General features: G+C 34.4%; 19 protein-coding genes and 1 riboswitch. Of the genes, 12 read left to right on the forward strand and 7 right to left on the reverse strand.

The genetic code is table 11. The features are described from left to right. Nucleotides 1-568: 568 nt before the first annotated feature. Nucleotides 569-2,686, reverse strand: coding sequence for a M3 family metallopeptidase (locus EAH81_RS13260; protein ID WP_140507794.1), 2,118 nt, complete (start codon nt 2,684-2,686; stop codon nt 569-571). Nucleotides 2,687-2,866: 180 nt separating this feature from the next. On the opposite strand from EAH81_RS13260, the gene EAH81_RS13265 reads away from it, so the two are divergent. The 11 genes from EAH81_RS13265 to EAH81_RS13315 all read left to right on the forward strand — a co-directional run bounded on the left by EAH81_RS13265 (nt 2,867) and on the right by EAH81_RS13315 (nt 11,988). Continuing rightward, nucleotides 2,867-3,541 carry a queuosine precursor transporter gene (locus EAH81_RS13265; RefSeq protein WP_140507796.1) on the forward strand — a complete coding sequence of 225 codons (675 nt, stop codon included), beginning with the start codon at nt 2,867-2,869 and terminating at the stop codon, nt 3,539-3,541. Further along, a complete protein-coding gene (locus EAH81_RS13270) occupies nt 3,541-4,110 on the forward strand; it encodes a DNA-3-methyladenine glycosylase I (protein ID WP_140507799.1) in 570 nt (189 codons plus the stop codon). Before EAH81_RS13265 ends, EAH81_RS13270 begins: the two co-directional genes overlap by 1 nt. 132 nt (nt 4,111-4,242) lie before the next feature. Continuing rightward, nucleotides 4,243-4,341: riboswitch (TPP riboswitch) on the forward strand. 85 nt (nt 4,342-4,426) lie between these two features. Then, entirely contained in the window at nt 4,427-4,633 is a 207-nt protein-coding gene (thiS, locus tag EAH81_RS13275; protein WP_140507801.1) for a sulfur carrier protein ThiS, read from the forward strand. A 280-nt stretch (nt 4,634-4,913) separates the two neighbouring features. Then, nucleotides 4,914-6,737 (forward strand): phosphomethylpyrimidine synthase ThiC, encoded by a 1,824-nt coding sequence (thiC, locus tag EAH81_RS13280; RefSeq protein ID WP_140507804.1) that lies wholly within the window; start codon nt 4,914-4,916, stop codon nt 6,735-6,737. A gap of 35 nt (nt 6,738-6,772) precedes the next feature. Then, entirely contained in the window at nt 6,773-7,363 is a 591-nt protein-coding gene (locus tag EAH81_RS13285) for a thiamine phosphate synthase (protein ID WP_140507806.1), read from the forward strand. Further along, nucleotides 7,342-8,097 carry a hydroxymethylpyrimidine/phosphomethylpyrimidine kinase gene (locus EAH81_RS13290; RefSeq protein ID WP_140507808.1) on the forward strand — a complete coding sequence of 252 codons (756 nt, stop codon included), beginning with the start codon at nt 7,342-7,344 and terminating at the stop codon, nt 8,095-8,097. Before EAH81_RS13285 ends, EAH81_RS13290 begins: the two co-directional genes overlap by 22 nt. After that, entirely contained in the window at nt 8,087-8,725 is a 639-nt protein-coding gene (locus EAH81_RS13295; RefSeq protein ID WP_140507810.1) for a thiamine phosphate synthase, read from the forward strand. The genes EAH81_RS13290 and EAH81_RS13295 overlap by 11 nt, the downstream gene beginning before the upstream one ends. Further along, on the forward strand, nt 8,706-9,482 hold the full coding sequence (locus EAH81_RS13300; RefSeq protein ID WP_140507813.1) for a thiazole synthase: 777 nt from the start codon (nt 8,706-8,708) through the stop codon (nt 9,480-9,482). The genes EAH81_RS13295 and EAH81_RS13300 overlap by 20 nt, the downstream gene beginning before the upstream one ends. Before the next feature lie 132 nt (nt 9,483-9,614). Beyond that, nucleotides 9,615-9,992: a GxxExxY protein gene (locus tag EAH81_RS13305; protein ID WP_140507815.1), complete on the forward strand. Its 378-nt coding sequence runs from the start codon at nt 9,615-9,617 to the stop codon at nt 9,990-9,992. A 104-nt stretch (nt 9,993-10,096) separates the two neighbouring features. Beyond that, nucleotides 10,097-11,209: a 2-iminoacetate synthase ThiH gene (thiH, locus tag EAH81_RS13310; protein ID WP_140507817.1), complete on the forward strand. Its 1,113-nt coding sequence runs from the start codon at nt 10,097-10,099 to the stop codon at nt 11,207-11,209. A 68-nt stretch (nt 11,210-11,277) separates the two neighbouring features. Next, nucleotides 11,278-11,988 (forward strand): HesA/MoeB/ThiF family protein, encoded by a 711-nt coding sequence (locus tag EAH81_RS13315; protein ID WP_140507819.1) that lies wholly within the window; start codon nt 11,278-11,280, stop codon nt 11,986-11,988. On the opposite strand, the gene EAH81_RS13320 is transcribed toward EAH81_RS13315, so the two are convergent. The 4 genes from EAH81_RS13320 to EAH81_RS13335 all read right to left on the reverse strand — a co-directional run bounded on the left by EAH81_RS13320 (nt 11,985) and on the right by EAH81_RS13335 (nt 14,952). Further along, nucleotides 11,985-12,779 carry an MOSC domain-containing protein gene (locus tag EAH81_RS13320; RefSeq protein ID WP_140507821.1) on the reverse strand — a complete coding sequence of 265 codons (795 nt, stop codon included), beginning with the start codon at nt 12,777-12,779 and terminating at the stop codon, nt 11,985-11,987. The genes EAH81_RS13315 and EAH81_RS13320 overlap by 4 nt on opposite strands. Beyond that, nucleotides 12,779-13,420: a leucyl/phenylalanyl-tRNA--protein transferase gene (aat, locus tag EAH81_RS13325; protein WP_140507824.1), complete on the reverse strand. Its 642-nt coding sequence runs from the start codon at nt 13,418-13,420 to the stop codon at nt 12,779-12,781. Before aat ends, EAH81_RS13320 begins: the two co-directional genes overlap by 1 nt. 254 nt (nt 13,421-13,674) lie before the next feature. Further along, on the reverse strand, nt 13,675-14,046 hold the full coding sequence (locus EAH81_RS13330; protein ID WP_140507826.1) for a DUF3127 domain-containing protein: 372 nt from the start codon (nt 14,044-14,046) through the stop codon (nt 13,675-13,677). 30 nt (nt 14,047-14,076) lie between these two features. Beyond that, nucleotides 14,077-14,952: a flavin reductase family protein gene (locus EAH81_RS13335; protein WP_140507829.1), complete on the reverse strand. Its 876-nt coding sequence runs from the start codon at nt 14,950-14,952 to the stop codon at nt 14,077-14,079. Between the two features lie 162 nt (nt 14,953-15,114). Between EAH81_RS13335 and EAH81_RS13340 the strand changes: the two genes are divergently transcribed. After that, nucleotides 15,115-16,266 carry a sensor histidine kinase gene (locus EAH81_RS13340; protein ID WP_140507831.1) on the forward strand — a complete coding sequence of 384 codons (1,152 nt, stop codon included), beginning with the start codon at nt 15,115-15,117 and terminating at the stop codon, nt 16,264-16,266. Between the two features lie 64 nt (nt 16,267-16,330). Here the strand turns inward: EAH81_RS13340 and EAH81_RS13345 are convergent, their stop codons facing one another. Next, nucleotides 16,331-16,717 carry an HIT family protein gene (locus EAH81_RS13345; RefSeq protein ID WP_140507833.1) on the reverse strand — a complete coding sequence of 129 codons (387 nt, stop codon included), beginning with the start codon at nt 16,715-16,717 and terminating at the stop codon, nt 16,331-16,333. A 68-nt stretch (nt 16,718-16,785) separates the two neighbouring features. After that, complete coding sequence (gene greA / locus EAH81_RS13350) at nt 16,786-17,262, reverse strand: transcription elongation factor GreA (RefSeq protein WP_140507835.1); 477 nt, start codon at nt 17,260-17,262, stop codon at nt 16,786-16,788. Between the last annotated feature and the right edge of the window lie 59 nt (nt 17,263-17,321).

A 17,321-nucleotide genomic window follows, 5' to 3' on the forward strand; every position in this document is an offset into this window, starting at 1 on the left:
ATTTCAATATAAAAAGCCCGAATATTAATTTATTCGGGCTTTTTTTTGTTTAATAATTTCTTGATTCATAAGATTAATCAAGAGTTTATAATTTAAAGCTAATCAGAAAAAGAGTACTTCACAAAAGTTTCTATCCAATAATCTAACAAGATTTTCGAATACTGTATCGAATAGATCTCTTGTAAAAATCCGGGCATTTTTTGAATAGGCTCCAGCTTTAGCTGGAGTTTATATAAATCAGTTTGAATGGCTTTAGCCAAAAATGCGTGATTTGGCTAAAGCCTTATAATTCCTATTTTAAATATCTCCAGCTAAAGCACAATGTCATTAAGTTAAGCTTTTTTTAGATAATTAAGACTGGAAAAAAAATCGCGCAAAGTCGCAAAGCCGCCAAGTTTACATACATTTTCTTTGCGACTCTGCGACTTTGCGCGAGATTTATTCGGCAATATTCCCTTAACTTAATGACATTGAACTAAAGCTGGCGACTACTCAAATTCCAAATTAAAATAAAAAAAATCCCCGAATAATTACATTATCCAGGGATTTCAATAAAAATCTAATTTTACTATTTTTTATCTATTATAGGAAAATTTCTCGCACGCATTAAAGCATCAGATTTCGGAGCTCTTCCTCTAAAATTTTCATAAGCTTTCTCCTGATCAATAGTGTTTCCTACACTAAAAATATCATCGTAAAGACGTTTAGCAACTTCTTTATCATACGGTCCTTTTCCTTCAGTAAAAGCTTCCCAAGCATCTGCATTAATAACATCTGCCCATAAATAACTGTAATATCCGGCAGCATATCCATCACCAGAGAAAATATGTTCGAATTGAGGAATTCTGTGACGCATCACAATTTCTGACGGCATATGAAGCGCATCTAAAGTTTCTTTTTCGAATTTATGAGGATCAATAGTTGTTGTTGCTAAGTGAAGTTTCATGTCAATTAAAGAACTTGAAATAGTTTCTACAGTAGAAAAACCTTCACCAAAATTAGCTGCTTTTTCAATTCTGTCCACCAATGCTTGCGGCAATGGTTGATTTGTTTTATAATGCAAAGCAAATTTATTCAATACTTCGGGAGTAGATAACCAGTGTTCCAACAATTGCGAAGGAAATTCTACGTAATCTCTCGCAACATTTGTACCTGATAAACTAGGATATGTTACATTAGAACACAATCCGTGAAGTGCATGACCAAATTCATGGAATAAAGTTGTTGCATCTTCCCAGGAAATTAAAATCGGTTCATTTGCAGTTCCTTTTATAAAATTACAATTATTAGACACAATTGTAAGAACATCTCCATCCATTCTTTGCTGCTCGCGATAGGCATTCATCCATGCACCAGAACGTTTTCCGGTACGCGCATAAGGATCAAAATACCACAACCCAACAACTTTACCTGTAACTTTATTACTTACTTCCCAAACACGTACATCCGGATGATATACGGGAACAGTTGTAATTTGCTTAAAGCTTAAATTAAATAATTCACCGGCAACCCAAAACATACCTTCACGTAAGTTTTCTAATTGCAAGTAGGGTTTAACTTCATTTTGATCCAAATCATACTTTGCTTTTCTTACTTTCTCAGCATAATAACGATAATCCCAAGGTTGAATTTTAAATTTCCCACCTTCAGCATCAACAATTTTCTGCATTTCGGCAACATCCTGATGTACCTTTTCTACCGCAGGCTCCCAAACTGATAACATTAAATCTAAAGTTTTCTTAGGATCTTTTGCCATTTTGTTCGACAAACTCCAATCTGCAAAAGTAGGAAAACCTAATAGATTTGCTTTTTGAGTACGCAATTGCAAAATAGAAACAAGTGTAGCATTGTTATCATTTGCATTTCCATTATCACCACGCTTTACAAAAATATCAAATGCTTTTTCTCTTAAATCTCTGCGAGTCGAGAAAGTCAAAAACGGCTCAATAGAAGAACGAGTATTTGCAACGCAACCTAAAACATCCAACTTTCTGCTTTTTGCCTCAGCAATTGCAGCATTTTTTACTTCGGTTGGCAAACCATCAAAATCACTTTCTGTTTTTAATGCTACATATTGATTATGCTCTTCTGCCAATAAATTTTGACTGAACTTTGTAAAAAGACTTGCTAATTCCTGATTAATTTTAGCTACTTTTTCTTTATCTTTTTCATTTAATTTAGCACCCTCACGAACAAAATCAGTATAATATAACCAAATTAATCGTTGTTGCTCGCTTGTAAGTTTTTTACTTTCCTTTGAGTTATATAAAGTTTCTATTCTCAGGAACAATTTTTTGTTTTGCAAAATTTTGTCATTGAAAGCAGCTAATTTAGGAGACATTTCTGTTTCAACAGCATCAAATTCAGGAGTACTTAAAGTCGAACCGTAAATCCCATAAACGGCATAAATTCGAGATGCCGTTTGACCTGAACGCTCCATGGCAGCAATGGTATTATCAAAAGTTGGTACTTTGGGATTGTTTACAATAGCATCAACCTCATTTAATTTTTCCTGAATTGCAAATTGAAGCGCAGGTTTAAAATCCGATACTTTATACTCATTAAAAGCAGGAACTCCTCCGTAAGGTCCTGTCCATTTTTTAAGCAATGGATTATCCGAATTAGTTTGTGCGTTTACCGCAAATAAAGTTGTTCCCATGAGAAAAATCGTTATTATTTTTTTCATTATTAGTAATTTGATTCAATATAAAATTAAACATGTTATGGTTCCAAATGTAACTAAAAATCAGTATTAGAATGAAAATTTTAACTTTCAGACTAGTATCTAACTAGACTTAATTAATAATTATACATTTCCAGTTATAAAGAAATAGTTTAAATTTGAAATGTCATTTATTACATCAATATGTTTAAAACCAGAAAAGAAATCGTTTTTGTAATTTTAGCAGGTATTTTTATAACCAACGCTGTTGTTGCAGAGCTTATTGGAGGAAAATTAATTCAAATTGGACCATTTGTCATGAGTATCGGAATTTTGCCGTGGCCCATTGTATTTCTTACAACAGATTTAATCAATGAGTATTTTGGAGAAAAGGGAGTAAAAAAACTCTCTTTTATAACCGCTTGTTTAATTGCGTATGCATTTTTAATATTATTTATGGCAATCGTTATTCCAGCTGCAAAAGGAATAAGTCCCGTAAATGACGAGCAATTTCAAGCAGTTTTCGGGCAAAGTATGTGGATTATTGTAGGTAGCTTAATCGCTTTTATGGCGTCGCAATTAATCGATGTATGGATCTTTTGGTTTTTCAAAAGACGAACCGGAGAAAGAAAAATATGGCTTAGAACGACCGGATCTACCGTAATTTCACAATTATTTGACTCTTTTATTGTACTTGGAATCGCATTTTGGTTACCCGGAAAAATTGATTTTGACACCTTTATTTCATCAGGTTTAACTGGATATATATTCAAGCTTACCGTTGCTGTTGTATTAACTCCACTAATTTATGCAGGACATCATCTGATAAAAAAATACCTGGAAAACGACCCAAATTCACAAAATAAAGATCAAGAATAATGACAGTACAAGAACCTATTCGATGTGGCTGGTGCACTGCCAGCGATTTATACAAAAAATATCATGACGAAGAATGGGGCGTTCCAGTTTACGACGACGCGACTTTATTCGAGTTTTTAATTTTGGAGACTTTTCAGGCAGGTTTAAGCTGGATCACTATCTTAAACAAAAGAGAGAATTTCAGAAATGCCTTTGATCATTTTGATTATAAAAAAATAGCCAATTATTCTGAAGATAAAATCGAAGAATTATTACAAGACACTGGAATTATCCGTAATAAACTTAAAATAAAATCGGCGGTTTCAAATGCTCAGGCATTCCTGAAAATTCAGGAAGAATTTGAAAGTTTCTCCGATTATATTTGGAAATTCACCAATGGAAAACCCATCATCAACAATCCGAAAACATCAAAAGACGTTCCCGCTACTACTCCACTTTCTGATGAAATTAGTAAAGATTTAAAAAAAAGAGGATTTAAATTTGTTGGTTCAACCGTAATTTACGCGCACATGCAAGCCACCGGAATGGTCAACGATCACGCCGAAGATTGCTGGACGAGGGTCAAGTAAAACAGTTTTCAGTCGCAGTCTTTAGTCTGAGTCACAGTCAAAGTTTTCAGTTTTTTAAAGCTTGTTATTTTAAGTTAAAGACTGAAAACTGAGAACCGAGACTGAAAACTTTAAAAAAAACATTATATTTGCTTCACACTTTAGGGGTGTCTACTAATAAAGTAGGCTGAGATTTTACCCTCTGAACCTGATCTAGTTCATACTAGCGTAGGGAAAAGTAAGATGACTTCTGCGCGCATTTTTATGCGCAATTGTAGCCATTCCTAGAGTAGAGATGCACGGCAGTGCCTCTCAACAATCTCTAAATTCAAAAGGAATGGAACTAAAAATCAACCAACAAATCAAACAATTCGATGCTGAATCGCTAAGCGTTCAATCATTGCTCGATCTCGAAATTCCCAATAAACAAAACGGAATTGCCGTTGCCATTAACAATACCGTTGTTCCAAAAATCAATTGGAACCACCATTTTGTATCCGAAACTGACGAAATTCTTATTGTTTCTGCTACTCAAGGTGGATAATATGGCTGCTTAAACGGGCTATCCGTTTCAAGTCCGCAGTCGTCAACCAAAAAAAATATAGTCTTAGCAAAGCTTCCGTTGGTCGCTTTCCTAATCCTTATTTTTTACGGTTTCCTCCTTTGCGGGCTTTCCACTTCTATCCCTAGCAGAAAAAACAAATTCCAATACCGAGGCTTCGGGATAAATTCTATATTCCAATTGACATACAAGTCGTAGACGCACTGCTGTGCATCTCTACAGAAACCTGAAACAAAAAAACAACAACACTAAACTACTTCCTATGACTAACGAAGAAAAAATCTCCAGAACCCCTTTTCCAAACTCCAAAAAAGTATATGTAAAAGGTGAAATTCACCCCATAGAAGTGGCTATGCGCGAAGTGATTCTTAGCGATACCAAACTTTCTAACGGCGGAATTGAGAAAAATCCACCTGTAACAATTTACGACACTTCAGGTGCATATACTGATCCAAACATCGAAATCGACATTCGAAAAGGACTTCCACGCTTACGCGAAAACTGGATTCTAAATCGAAATGATGTTGAAATTCTAAACGAAATATCTTCTGATTACGGTCAAACCCGATTGAAAGATGAAAGTTTAAATCACCTGCGTTTTGAATATTTACATCAGCCAAAGCGTGCTAAAAAAGGTGCAAACGTCACGCAATTGTACTACGCAAAACAAGGAATCATTACTCCTGAAATGGAATATATCGCCATTCGCGAAAATCAACGTATCGAACTTTTGAACGAACAAACCAAAGCGATGCAATGCCAGCATGCCGGACATAGTTTTGGAGCCAACACGCCAAAAAGCAAAATCACCCCTGAATTTGTTCGCAGCGAAGTTGCTTGCGGAAGAGCCATAATTCCAAACAATATAAACCATCCTGAAAGCGAACCTATGATTGTGGGTCGCAATTTTCTGGTAAAAATAAATGCTAATATTGGTAATAGTGCCGTGACTTCCAGCATTGAAGAAGAGGTTGAAAAAGCAGTTTGGGCTTGCCGTTGGGGAGCTGATACAATTATGGATTTATCTACAGGAAAAAACATTCACGAAACCAGAGAATGGATTATTCGTAATTCGCCAGTTCCAATTGGTACCGTTCCTATTTACCAGGCTTTAGAAAAAGTAAAAGGAATCGCCGAAGATTTAACTTGGGAAGTTTTTCGTGATACCCTTATCGAACAAGCAGAACAAGGTGTTTCATACTTTACAATTCATGCCGGAGTTTTGTTGCGTTACATTCATTTAACCGCTGACCGCGTTACCGGAATCGTTTCTCGTGGCGGCTCTATTATGGCAAAATGGTGTTTGTTTCATCACAAAGAAAACTTTTTATATACCCATTTTGAGGAAATCTGCGAAATCATGAAACAATATGATGTAGCATTTTCATTAGGCGATGGTTTACGTCCGGGATCTATTGCCGATGCCAACGATGCTGCTCAATTTGCCGAATTAGAAACATTAGGCGAACTGACTAAAATTGCCTGGAAACATGATGTTCAGGTTTTTATCGAAGGTCCTGGTCACGTGCCAATGCACATGATTAAAGAAAATATGGACAAACAATTAGAACATTGCAGCGAAGCTCCTTTTTATACACTTGGACCATTAACAACTGATATTGCACCGGGTTACGATCATATTACATCGGCAATTGGAGCCGCTATGATTGGTTGGTACGGTTGTGCTATGTTGTGTTATGTTACACCAAAAGAGCATCTTGGCTTACCTAATAAAAAAGACGTAAAAGATGGTGTTATCACTTATAAAATCTCGGCTCACGCTGCTGATTTAGCCAAAGGTCATCCGGGAGCACAATATCGTGACAATGCATTGAGTAAAGCTCGTTTTGAATTCCGTTGGGAAGACCAGTTTAATTTATCATTAGATCCGGATACGGCGAGAGAATTTCATGATGAAACCCTTCCAGCTGATGGTGCAAAAGTAGCTCATTTCTGTTCGATGTGCGGACCAAAATTCTGTTCGATGAAAATATCTCAGGAAATTCGCGATGTAGCAGCAGCCGAAAAAGGTATGCAGGAAAAATCAGAAGAGTTTATTGAACAAGGGAAAGAGATTTATATCTAAAAAGAAAATAGAAGAAAGAATCAAGAGAAAAGATTATGATTGTGATTACAAATCCTTCTGCTATAGCAAATGAAATCAACATTATTGATTCTTTATTTGAAGAAGGATTGTCTTTGCTTCATATTCGGAAACCTGATTTTTCTGAGATTGAAATAGCGGAATTTATCGATCGGATTAAATTGGAATATCGTCCTAATCTGGTTTTACACAGTCATCATCAATTGGCAAAAGATTTTGGAATTAATCGGATACACTTTTCTGAAAAAGCAAGAGCACACAATCTCGATTCTCCTGCAAGGTTTTCAAAACCTTGTGGGTATAAATCAACATCAACGCATTCCATCGAAGATTTCAATGCTTTGGAAGATTGTTTTAATTATGCTTTTCTAAGTCCTGTTTATAAAAGTATCTCTAAGGAAAATTATCATCCAAAAGAAAATATTTTTGAAGTATTAAAATCAAGAACAAATTACAAAGCAAAAGTCATCGCTTTAGGCGGAATTGATTCTGAAAACATCACAAAAACACTTGAAAATGGTTTTGATGATGTAGCTCTTTTAGGAACTATTTGGAATAACGAAAACCCAATAAAACAATTCAAATTATGTCAGAAAATCGTCCAATAGCACTTTCAATTGCAGGTTTTGATCCAACTGGTGGCGCAGGTGTTTTGGCTGATATCAAAACATTTGAGCAGCATCAGGTAACTGGTTTTGCAATTACCACCGCAAATACAATTCAGACCGAAAATGAGTTTTTTGACATTGAATGGACTAATTTGAGTTTTGTGATTCGCTCTATTGAAACCTTATTTCAAAACTATAAAATCAGAACGGTAAAAATAGGAATTGTTCCTTCGCTACATTATTTGAACCGAATTCTTTCGACTATAAAATTACTATCTCCAACTACTCAAATCGTTTGGGATCCTGTTTTAAAATCGACTACAAAATTCGAATTCATGACTATAGAAGATCAATTGGATTTAAATAAAATCTTATCTAAAATTGATTTGATTACACCCAATTACAATGAAATAGAAGTTTTATTTCCGGGTTTTATTTCAGACAAACTTTGGTTACAAAATGAAATTCCAACTTCCATTTTATTAAAAGGCGGGCATAATTTAGATAAAATTGGTACGGATCAGCTGTTTCTTAAAAACGAAATCATTGATTTATTGCCCTCCGAAAAAATATGCTTTGAAAAACACGGTTCCGGCTGTGTTTTATCAGCAGCAATTGCCGCAAATCTGGCATTTAATCAAACTCCGAAAGAAGCTTGCAAAAATGCTAAAACCTACATAGAAAAATACCTGAGTTCAACTTCAACATTAATCGGATATCATTATGTACAATAGACTGCAATACATCTCACAGGGAAAAACAATCGAAGAACAATTGTATAACATTCATCAGGCATTAGATGCCGGATGCGATTGGGTACAAATGCGTTTTAAAAACCAAACCGCTAAAAATACTTTTGCTTTAGCGGAAGCTGTAAAATTTTTATGCGAAGAATATCTCGCCAATTTCATTGTGAACGATAACCTTTATCTGGCACAACAAATTGCTGCCGATGGCGTGCATTTGGGTTTAACCGATATGAATATCGCCGAAGCAAGGGCAATTCTGGGAAACACAAAAATCATTGGAGGAACAGCCAATACCTTTGAAGATATTGAAAACCATATAAAAAATGGCTGTGATTATATTGGTCTCGGCCCGTTTCGATTCACCCCAACCAAAGAAAAGTTAAGCCCTATTTTAGGTTTATCAGGATACTTTAATATCCTTAAACAAATGAGACAAAACAATCTCAAAATTCCTGTTTACGCTATTGGCGGAATAACAATAGAAGATATTTGTCCACTTATGGAAACCGGAATTCACGGAATTGCCGTCTCCGGAATGATTACTAAAAGTGATCGAAAAGAAAAATTAATTCAACAACTCAACGAAAAATTATATGCAAACGTCATTGTTTAATATTGGTGATAAAGCCTTCAAATCTCGTTTGTTTTTAGGTACCGGAAAATTTGGTTCCAACCTTGAAATGGAAGAAGCGATTTTAGCTTCAGAGAGCGAGTTGGTAACTGTCGCCTTAAAGCGTATCGATCTGGAAACAGAAACCGACGCTATTTTAGCACATTTAAAACATCCAAATATCAATTTATTACCTAATACTTCAGGCGCAAGAAATGCCAAAGAAGCGGTTTTTGCAGCTCAATTAGCACGCGAAGCCCTGGAAACAAATTGGATAAAACTAGAAATTCATCCAGATCCAAAATACCTGATGCCAGATCCTATAGAAACTTTAAAAGCAACTGAGGAACTGGCTAAACTTGGCTTTTTTGTTTTGCCTTATATACATGCTGACCCTGTTTTGTGCAAATATTTAGAGAGTGCAGGAACAACAGCTGTGATGCCTTTGGGTTCTCCTATTGGCAGTAATAAAGGTTTAAAAACAATCGATTTTCTGGAGATTATTATCGAGCAAAGTAATGTTCCTGTAATTGTAGATGCCGGAATTGGTTCTCCGTCTGATGCTGCAAAAGCAATGGAAATTGGTGCCGATGCCGTTTTGGTCAACACTGCAATTGCTGTTGCCGGAAACCCAAAACTAATGGCAGAAGCTTTTAAGGAAGCTGTAATTGCGGGCCGAAAAGCATTCGAAGCTAAAATCGCTAATCAGCAAAATTATGCTGTTGCTTCTAGCCCGCTGACATCATTTCTTTATGAATAAAATTATTTAACGCAGATTTTTGGAGATTTAAGCGGATTTAAAGTGATTTTTTTACCTGCAAAATCTATTTTAAAACAGATAAAAAAAGAAAGAAAATTCTTTAATTTTGAATCAAATTTAAATTAAAGAATAATGACAGAAAATGAAATATCATATCTAGTACGAGGAGCAATTTTTAAAGTATATAATAATTTAGGACCCGGTTTATTTGAATCTGTTTATGAAAGTGCTTTGTTTTATGAACTGACAAAAGCGGATTTACAAGTTCAAAAACAAGTTGAAGTAACCATTCCTTACGGAGAGATAACATTAGAGCCTGCTTTTAGAATAGATCTTTTAGTAGAAGATAAAGTAATAATTGAATTAAAATCTGTTGAAGATTTATCGCCAATACATTATAAACAACTTGACACTTATCTAAGACTCACAAATAAAAAACTAGGATTACTAGTCAATTTCAATACCCTAAATATTCTAAACGACATCAAAAGAATCGCTAATAAAATGTAAAATCAATAACAAACACTACAAATTAAGACATTTTAGATAGAAAATAAAATCATTTTAAATCCGCTTAAATCTGTAAAAATCTGCGTGAAACAAAACACAATATAATGAAAACATTTAAATCGGTTTTTGAACAATACGATTGGGACATCATCCAATCTACAATATACCAAGCTACAACCCGGGATGTAGAATATTCATTGGCAAAAACTAAACGAAATCTCGATGATTTTTTAGTTTTAATTTCTCCCGTTGCACAAAACTATTTAGAGCAAATGGCACAACAATGCCATGAAATCACCAAAAAGCGTTTCGGAAAAACAATACAAATGTATGCGCCGCTTTATTTGAGTAACGAATGTCAGAACATTTGCACCTATTGTGGTTTTAGTTTAGACAATAAAATCAAACGAAAAACACTTTCTGATGCCGAAATTAAACTTGAAGTTGAAGCGTTAAAAAACAGTGGTTTTGATCATGTTTTATTGGTAACCGGCGAAGCGAATTATACGGTAAATATCAATTATTTCCTGAATGCAATCGCCTTAATTCGGGAACAATTTTCGATTATTTCTGTCGAAGTTCAACCGCTTTCTACCGAGGATTATGAACGTTTGCACGAAGCCGGAGTTTATTCTGTTTTAGTATATCAGGAAACTTATCATCAGGAAGTCTATAAAAAATACCATACAAAAGGCAAAAAATCAAACTTCGAATACCGACTGGAAACTCCTGACCGTATTGGAACTGCGGGAATTCATAAAATTGGATTAGGCGTTTTATTAGGTTTAGAAGATTGGCGAACGGACAGCTTTTTTAATGCTTTACATCTGGATTATCTTCAGAAGAAATATTGGCAAACCAAATATTCTGTTTCATTTCCGAGATTACGTCCTGCCGAAGGTATTATAGAACCTAATTTTATTATGGATGATAAAGATTTAACCCAGCTCATTTGCGCCTATCGTTTGTGGAATGAAGATCTTGAAATCTCTATTTCGACTCGTGAAAATGAAAAATTCAGAAATAACATTATTCCAATTGGAGTTACAAGTATGAGTGCAGGTTCAAAAACAAATCCGGGTGGTTATGTCGTTGATCCGCAATCTCTCGAGCAGTTCGAAATCAGCGACGAACGTTCCGCAAAAGAAATAGCACAAATTATAACCAATTCCGGTTATGAACCTGTTTGGAAAGACTGGGACAAAAGTTATTGTTAAAAATCTCAAAATTTAAATTCCAAATTCCAACAATCTAAAATCTAAAATCAGCAATCTAAAATTAAAACATGAGCGTTATTAAAGAATTTTTACGTTATAACAGACAAACCATTCTTCCTGAAATTGGCGATGAAGGTCAGGAAAAACTCAAAAAATCAAGGGTTTTAGTCATTGGCGCCGGAGGTTTGGGTTGTCCGATTTTACAATATATTTCAACTGCTGGTGTAGGTTTTATTACAATTATGGATTTTGATACTATCGAAATTCACAACTTACATCGCCAGATTTTATATACTGAAAATGAAATTGGTCAAAGGAAATCTCTTGTTGCCAAAGAAGTCCTTTCAAAACTAAATCCGTTAATTGAAGTTGAAGCTATTAATGAGAAACTGACAACTGAAAATGCATCCGAAATTATTCGACAATACGACATTATAGTTGATGGTTCTGATAACTTTGAAACACGTTATTTGGTTAATGATACTTGCGTCGCATTACAGAAACCTTTGGTATATGGAAGCATTTTAAAATTTGAAGGTCAAATTGCTGTTTTTAATCATAACGGCAGTAAAAATCTACGCGATTTATTTTCTGAAATGCCAAACCCAAAAGATGTTCCAAATTGCAATGTGAATGGCGTTTTGGGAACTCTCCCCGGAATTATTGGTACCATGATGGCGCACGAAACCTTAAAATTAATTTTGGAATTACCTACCTTAAAAAATGAATTAATTCTCTTTAATACAATAGATTGGAGCTTTACAAAATTGAATTTCTAGAATACAACTTCATCTCCAACACTTATAATTCCGTTGTTTAAACTCACAATATTAGTTCCGAATAAAACAGAATTATTCACTACTCGATATGTACTTAAGGTTTTGAGAGGTTCTTTTTTTAATTTACCATTTTCAGGATCATTATTGACCATAATGCATCTTCCGCAGGGTTTTATATTTTTAAAATCAACTTCTCCAATTTTAAAAGTATCGAAATCATCTTCTTCATGAGCATTTTGTGAGCTGATGACAATGTTTGGACGAAATCTCAAAATAGTGATTTTTTCATTTAATTTTTCATTTAAAAAATCCAGGCTTTTAGTTCCAATCATTAAATACGGATATCCATCGGCAAGACTTACATTAAAAGTTTCTTTTAATCTTGAACTTTCATGTTTACGATCTCCACTTTTAATGATTTTCACCAGTTTACATTCAAAACCTAAACGCTCGCTAAACCATTTTGAAGTAGATTGGTTCACTTCTACCACTTCACTTTGATCATCCCAAACAGCAACTTTTATTGGGTTATCTATATGTTCATCAGTAGAAAATTCGTGTTTAAGATCCTGAAAAGTAATGCTGATTTTTCCATCTGAAATTTGCGGATAAAACTGGCTTAAGATTCGATGCTCTCTTTGTGTTATAAATAGGTTATCTGCATCAATTAGCATCCATCTGCGATCGTTCTCGAATCCCATTTCTTCTGCGAAAGCATTCTGACAACTAATTCCAGCCAGACTTTTTATCGGATAAATATAAATTTCCTTTACAGTATAAATTGCGCTCATTACTTCTTACTTTCTAAAATAAACATAAATTCTTTACGATCAATTTCGCGACAGCCTAAACTTTCTAAATGTGGATTATAAACCTGACAATCTAAAAGTTTGTAATTTTCTTTCTTTAAATACTCAACCAAAGCAATAAAAGCTACTTTTGAAGCATTTGACACTTTCGAAAACATACTTTCTCCACAAAAAACATGGTCTAGATCGATTCCGTACAAACCACCGACTAAAACCTCATCTTGCCAAACCTCAACAGATTTTGCAATTCCTTCTTCATTTAATTTGCAATACGCATCAATCATTTCATTTGAAATCCACGTTCCGTTTTGACCGTCGCGTTTAATTTTTTGACAATTCGAAATCACTTCTTTGAAACTTTGATTAAAAGTGACTTTAAACTGATTTCTATTCAAAATGTTTCTCATGCTTTTGGACACAATTAACTCATCCAAGAATAAAACCATTCTGGGATCTGGTGCCCACCAAAGAATGGGTTCTCCTTCATTAAACCAAGGAAAGATTCCACTTTTGTATGCTAATTTTAATCGTTCCGGATTTAAATCACCGCCAATTGCCAGAATTCCTTCTTCGTCGGCTTCTGAAACGGGAGGGAAAAATAATTCTTCAAATAGGTAATACATCTTTTAAATAAAATTCCAAATTTAAAAATTCCAAATTCCAAATTATTCGCAATCTTGTCATTTCGACCAAAGGGAGAAATCACACTAGTTGATCTACAACAATTGTCGACATTCTTTGACGAGTTTCGTGTGTGATTTCTCCCTTAGGTCGAAATGACATAAAATGCGTTGAGTTTCTAATACAAAAAATTCCAAACTCCAATTGCATATTTCATGAATTGGAATTTGGAATTTATTTTTTGGTTTTTAAACGTTTAGAAAGGTAAATCGTCCGGTTCGTCATCGTTTACATTAGTTGCCGGAGCAAAAGCTTCTGCAGCAGGCATTGCTGGTGTTTGTCCAGGACCTTCTGGTGCCAGTCTTTCGATTCTCCAACCTTGAATACTATTGAAATATCTGGTTTCTCCTTGTGGATTAACCCATTCTCTTCCTCTTAAATTAATAGAAACTTTTACTGCCTCTCCTTGTTTGTAGCTACTTAATAAATCGCATTTATCTTGTGTAAATTCGATCAAAATATGCTGTGGATACTGCTCATCTGTGGTAACAACCAACTCTCTTTTTTTGAATGCAGCACTAACTTGTTGCTCTGGGTTAACCACTTTTACTTTTCCTGTAACTTCCATCTTCTTCTATATTAATTATTGTTTCTTTTCTTATTTCTTAGCTAAAAGCACTTTCCAAGCCGATGAAATATCATCTTTATTCAGATATTTTTTGGCTTCTAAATGTATTTTTTCCTGATCGTCTGAGCTCAAAACTCCTTTCACTGAAAAATTTTCTTTCACAAATATACTAACTTCTTCCGTTGTAGGCAAGGCTTCTATGTTACCTAATTTTCCAAGATCATTTCCATCAAATACGGGACTTTCTTTGATATAATTCGGAATCACATCTACACCAACCCCTAGTGTTGTCAATGGTTTTGGCACTTCAAAAAGTCCTTGATTTGACCTTGAATACCAATTACCTCCTAATCTTGAAACTAAGTCTATCTTATGTTGATCGATTGCTCCATTTTCATCTAAAACAGCTTCATGAATATGCATTTTAACGACTTCACAAAGAATCAAATTCCCTGCCCCTCCTTCTGTTCCCAAAGGAATTATCTGTGTGATTTTGCATTCAAACTGCACTGGAGACTCTTTTACACGATATGGTTTTACAATATCTGACGGAATTTGTGTTAATCCTGCTTTTATAAATTCGTTAACACCTTCTCCATATTCAGTACTGGCTAATGATGTTTGTTGTACCAAATCATAATTTACCACATTAATCACTACTTCACGAGTCGCTTCGGCATTAATTAAAGTATGTTTTACGGTATTATCACGCACACGACGTGCCGGCGAAAAAACCAATATTGGCGGATTGGCACTGAACACATTAAAGAAACTAAATGGCGACAAATTCGGGATTCCTTTTGCACTTAATGTACTAGCAAATGCAATTGGTCTTGGCCCGACAGCACTCTGTAAATAACCATGCAATTTTGCCGTTGATATCTCTTTAGGATCGATGCTAATCATATTTTTTCTTTTTAACCGAATCTCGTTTCGGCAACTACAAAAGTAGAGAAATCGTTTATCCCAATGAAATACTTTTGGACATAAAAACAAAAAAATCTTTAAAGACTCTGTAAAATATTAAATGTGTTTATTTCGTTATATTTATACCACAAAAAATAATTTATGCTTTTTTCCGAAAGAAGAAATACAACCCGTTGGATCATTGTTTCGATTTCCTTTTTAATCATTTCTTTGATTCTCTGGAATACTTATACTTTTTTTCAAATTTTTAAAAATGAGGAAAGACTTAAAATGAATCTTTGGGCAAATGCTCAAAAGACATTAGTTAATGCCGATGAAAACACCGACTTAGATCTTCCGCTCGACATTTTAAACAATAATACTTCGGTACCAGTGATGTTAACGATGTATGATAAGGTTATTAGTTCTGTCAATGTTCCTGACGAAGTTCTCGCTGATGATGCAAAATCAATGTCTTATCTGAAAAATTTGAAAAGCGAGAATGAGCCTATTATTATTGATTTTGCCCCTGGAAGACGTCAGGAAGTTTATTATGGAAATTCGGCATTATTGAATAAACTCAAATATTATCCTGTTGCTTTATTATTGATTATCTTTTTGTTTGGAGCTTTGATTTATATCTTCTACAGAAGCACTAAAATGGCGACTCAAAACAAACTTTGGGCAGGTATGGCAAAGGAAACTGCACATCAAATCGGAACACCTTTATCTTCTTTAATTGGTTGGGTTGAAATCTTAAAAACGGAAGATATTGATCCATCGATAACATTAGAAATACAAAAAGATATTGAGCGGTTACAGACTATCACGGATCGTTTTTCTAAGATTGGATCTGTTCCTGTTTTAGAAGAACATGATATTATTGCCGAAACCATGAATACGTATGAATATTTGCAATCCCGTTTTTCTAAGCAGGTTGCTTTTTCTTATCGCGCTCCGGAAGAACCCATTTTTGTGATGATAAACCCAACCTTACACAGTTGGACTATCGAAAATTTAGTAAAAAACGCCATTGATGCCATGAAAGGAAAAGGAACATTAGACCTTCAAATTGAACAAGATGCGCATCACGTAAAAATAAATGTAAAAGATTCAGGAACCGGAATTGCTAAAAAACAATTCAAAACCATTTTTGAGCCTGGTTTCACGACCAAAAAACGCGGTTGGGGATTGGGACTTTCCTTAACTAAAAGAATTGTTGAAGAATATCATCGTGGAAAAATAAAAGTTTTACATTCTGAAATTGGAAAAGGAACTACATTTCAGATTTCACTAAATAAAAAAATGCAGTAAATCACTTTACTGCACTTTTAATATTTTTTTGTCAGGTTGAGCGAAGTCAAAACCTATCTGTATTTTATAAATTCGCCTGAATACTTTTAGCCAAAGCCTCAAATTCTTCTTTAGAAAGCGATACTTTATTATGAAAACGCATTTCATCCATATGGTTTAATGGAATCAAATGTACGTGTGCATGAGGAACTTCTAATCCAACTACTGCCATTCCTACTCTTTTGCAAGGAACTGTTTTCTCTAAAGCAATTGCAACTTTCTTAGAAAATTTCATTAGCCCTAAATACAGTTCATCATCCATATCAAAAATCTTATCGATTTCTTGTTTCGGAATACAAAGTGTGTGTCCTTTAGCATTTGGATTTACATCTAAAAAAGCCAAATAATTATCGTCTTCTGCAACTTTATAAGAAGGAATTTCTCCGTTTACTATTTTGGTAAATATGCTCATTGTATAATCGTTAATTTGGTCAATCGTTTAATCGGTTAACCGATTAAACAAATAGACGGTTAAACTATTTAGTCTCTTGTAATTTCTAATATTTCGAACTTTAAAACTCCATTTGGAACTGTGATTTCTGCAACTTCACCAACTGATTTCCCAAGTAAACCTTTTCCAATAGGAGAAGTTACTGAGATTTTTCCAGTTTTTAGATCTGCTTCACTTTCAGCAACAAGTGTATATTTCATTTCCATTCCGTTGCTTTGATTCTTAATTTTCACGTTAGAAAGCACCAATGCTTTTGAAACATCTAATTGTGATTCATCAATTAATCTTGCATTAGAATACACTTCTTCCATTTTATTAATCCTCATTTCTAACAAACCTTGTGCTTCTTTTGCTGCATCATACTCGGCGTTTTCAGATAAATCACCTTTGTCTCTTGCTTCTGCTATATCTTGAGATGCCTTAGGACGCATTACACTTTTTAAATGCTCCAACTCATCTTTCAACTTTTTTAATCCTTCTGCTGTATAATAAGATACTTTACTCATAACTTCATCGTTTATATAAATACAAAAAATCCCATCGGGACGGGATTCTGTATTACAAA

The sequence above is a fragment of the Flavobacterium pectinovorum genome, from assembly GCF_006438875.1.
GTDB lineage: Bacteria > Bacteroidota > Bacteroidia > Flavobacteriales > Flavobacteriaceae > Flavobacterium > Flavobacterium pectinovorum_A.